This is a genomic window from Marinilabilia sp. (assembly GCF_016278715.1).
GTDB lineage: Bacteria > Bacteroidota > Bacteroidia > Bacteroidales > Marinilabiliaceae > Marinilabilia.
On sequence record NZ_JADQBH010000287.1, the window covers coordinates 1 to 3,275 of the forward strand.

A 3,275-nucleotide genomic window follows, 5' to 3' on the forward strand; every position below is an offset into this window, starting at 1 on the left:
TCGGGGCCTAAAGGTCCTTGATCTGTGTGGAGCTCCCGGTGGAAAATCTACTCTGATTGCTTCTTTCCTGGCGGGTGAAGGACTTGTGGTGGCCAATGAGGTGATTCAGAGCAGAGCGCGCATCCTTCGTGAGAACATCATCAAATGGGGGGCGTCCAATGCAGTGGTCACTCAGTCCGATCCATCGGCTTTTGCCAAATTACCCGGTTTGTTTGATGTGATGGTGGTGGATGCACCCTGCTCGGGCGAAGGGATGTTTCGCAAAGGAGAGGTGGCTCGTCGCGAGTGGTCGGTTGAGAATACCCGGCATTGTGCCGTTCGTCAACGCCGCATTCTTTCTGATTCCTGGGATGCGCTGAGGGAAAACGGCTGGTTAATTTATTCGACCTGCACTTTTAATCCCGAAGAGAACGAAGAAAATCTCAAATGGTTGATGGATGAGAAGAGGGCAGAGGTAATGAAATTGGAAGTGCCGGACGATTGGGGCATTACATCGGTAGAAATCAGCGATGGCAACGGACTGGCTTTTTATCCGCACAAAGTCCGGGGAGAAGGGTTTTTCGTGGCTTTGTTGCAAAAAAAGGAAAGTCCCCGTTCTTTTAAAACCAACAGTGCCAAACGCAAAGCGGTGAAGGTTCCTCAGGAGTTACGCGCGCTCATCAAAAATCCTGATCGATATACTTATTTTGAGCGAAATGAGCTTTGGTCTGCTTTCCCGGAAAAGTACATGAATGCGTTGCAATCCATGCAAAAGCAACTTTATCTGTTGCATGCGGGTATTCCCCTTGGCACTGTTGGACGCAAAGGTTTTGTGCCCGACCATGCGCTGGCAATGAGTTGGGAGTGCAGCGACAATTTCCCGGAGCTGGAACTGTCGGAAACGGAGGCTCTTCACTATCTGAAAGGAGAACCTCCGGTAGCCGAAGGAAGTTCGGAGCGTGGGTTTTTTCTGATAACGTGTAACCGAAACCGGCTTGGATTCGTTAAAAACGTGGGAAATCGATTTAATAACCTCTATCCCAAAGAGTGGCGCATCAGAATGAAAATTGATGGAACTACTTAAGAAATTGAAAATTTTGAATCATATAAGATTAATAATTACGGCTGACTGGTTAAAAATTGGTTTTAGAAGAAAATCGATTTGCCATGTTTGCAATGATTGAGGGATGTATGGTTATGGAGGATTTTTTGTCCACCGAGTATTAAGAATCTGACAAATCCTTAATTCAACCTTTTCAGTTAAAAAGAACCCAGGCTGAAAGCCTAACTTACAATAGCCCGGGGCACCACCCCGGGGCACGAAATTTTTTCCATAAATTCGTTTTATTGGCCGCGAAGCGGCCAATAAAACGGTTTTTTGGGTTTGTTCAGCATTCCCGGGACGTTGCCCCGGGTTAAAATTAAAACCGGCCTTCAGCCTGAGGGTTATTTATTTGAAAACATCTTTCTGGATTAGGGGTGAAAACCTTTTCGGAAAATGTGTATAAAACAATTAGTTTATTTTTATTGTCGGTCTGACAAATCCTTAATTCAACCTTTAAAGTAAAAAAGGACCCAGGCTGAAAGCCTAACTTACAATAGCCCGGGGCACCACCCCGGGGAACGAAATTTTTCCCATAAATTCGTTTTGTTGGCCGCTTTGCGGTCAATAAAACGGGTTTGTTTGGTTCGGTTTACAATCCCGGGACCTTGCCCGGGTTAAAATTAAACCCGGACTTTGGACTTCGGCCTGATGTTTGTCTATTTGAAAACCACATTCGGGATAAGGGATGAAATCCCTTCTGGACAAATGATTAAGACCCAATTGCCCCCAAAAGCATTAAATAGTTGCCATATTTCAACTATTTAACTTTTTTTGTTATATAATCAGGATAAAACTATCTTCGGGCATTTCTGATGTCCCGTTGGTTTATTGTTAGGGTTTTTTTATTACAAACGACAATTTTATTATGAAGAAATCTTTGTTTTTATTGCTGGCTCTCGTTTTCATTTTTGTTGCGTGCGATGACGATTCAGAGGTAACCACCAAAAATGGAAAATCGTTTGCCGATTGTGTAGTAAGTTTTGAGCAGAATGATGATTTGGAAATTGTGACATTCAACCTGGAACAGTTTCCCAAAGCCGGCAATACCATTATGCACACTGCCGAACTGTTGCAGCATCTGAATGCCGATGTGGTGGCTGTTCAGGAAATTTCCAGCGAGGGCGCTTTGGTCGAACTGGCCAATCAAATGATGGGTTGGGAGGCTGTTTTTACGACTGCACCAACCTCCTACGGACAATCTTTGGGTTATTTGGTTAAAGCTACTGAGGTTGAGGTTTTGGATGATTATACCCAGGCCTGGTTTGAGGAGGATACCTACAATTTCCCGCGGACACCTTTTGTGATTAAAGTTCGACATCGCGAAAGCGGAATGGAAACTCTTTTAGTGAATCTGCATCTGAAGGCCATGGGCGACGATACATCTGTCGGTCGCCGCCGGGTGGCATCACAAAAGCTTCAGGAGTTTCTGGATACCAATTATCCTGACGATTTTGTGATTGTACTGGGCGATTTCAATGATGAAATTAATGAAGAGAAAGCCATCGATGATGTATTTTCTAATTTCACGGAAGATGCTGACGCATATCGCTTTACCGATGCCACTGTTGCCGACGGGGGCGAGGAATTCTGGTCTTATCCTTCATGGCCGAGTCATATAGACCATATTCTGATTACCGATGAGTGGTTCAACTATTGGGAATCCACAACGACCATTCGTCCCGACCAGTGTTTCGAGGATTATGAAGACTTTATTTCCGATCACCGTCCTGTGGTTGCGATTTTTGATGTAAATTAGTTTTCGAAAGAACTGAGTGGGGAAAAATAAACCTGGTTTCAAGTCCACCACAATACTTGGAATCTGACAAATTTTCAATTGACCCTTTTTTAAGTCAAAAAGAATCCAGACTGAAAGCCTAACAAAAAATAGCCCGGGGCACCACCCCGGGAATAGTAAATTTCCCATAAATTCGTTTTGTTGGCCGCCTTGCGGCCAACAAAACGAATTTATGGGTTTGGTTTGGGCCCCCGGGACGTTGCTCCGGGTTAAAGTCAAACCCGGCCTTCAGCCTGATGATTGTTAATAGAAAAACCATAATCGTGATTAACGATTTGGTGATGGAATCCTTTTTGGAAAAAGGTTAAAGTAATTTGGTTTTTTAAAACCATTACAATATCTGGAATCTGACAAATTTTCAATTGACCCTTTTTTAAGTCAAAAAGAATCCAGACT

The 3,275-nt window shown here is 43.8% G+C and carries 3 protein-coding genes; 2 read left to right on the forward strand and 1 reads right to left on the reverse strand.

The window, feature by feature from the left end:
- Positions 1 to 1,063: RNA methyltransferase (locus QZZ43_RS17495; RefSeq protein WP_291862004.1), on the forward strand; the 1,063-nt coding region annotated here is incomplete at its 5' end.
- Between the two features lie 886 nt (positions 1,064 to 1,949).
- Complete coding sequence (locus tag QZZ43_RS17500; RefSeq protein ID WP_291862005.1) at positions 1,950 to 2,840, forward strand: endonuclease/exonuclease/phosphatase family protein; 891 nt, start codon at positions 1,950 to 1,952, stop codon at positions 2,838 to 2,840.
- A 254-nt stretch (positions 2,841 to 3,094) separates the two neighbouring features.
- Here QZZ43_RS17500 and QZZ43_RS17505 read toward each other — a convergent pair.
- The coding region (locus tag QZZ43_RS17505) for a hypothetical protein (protein WP_291862007.1) at positions 3,095 to 3,275 on the reverse strand (181 nt) is incomplete at its 5' end.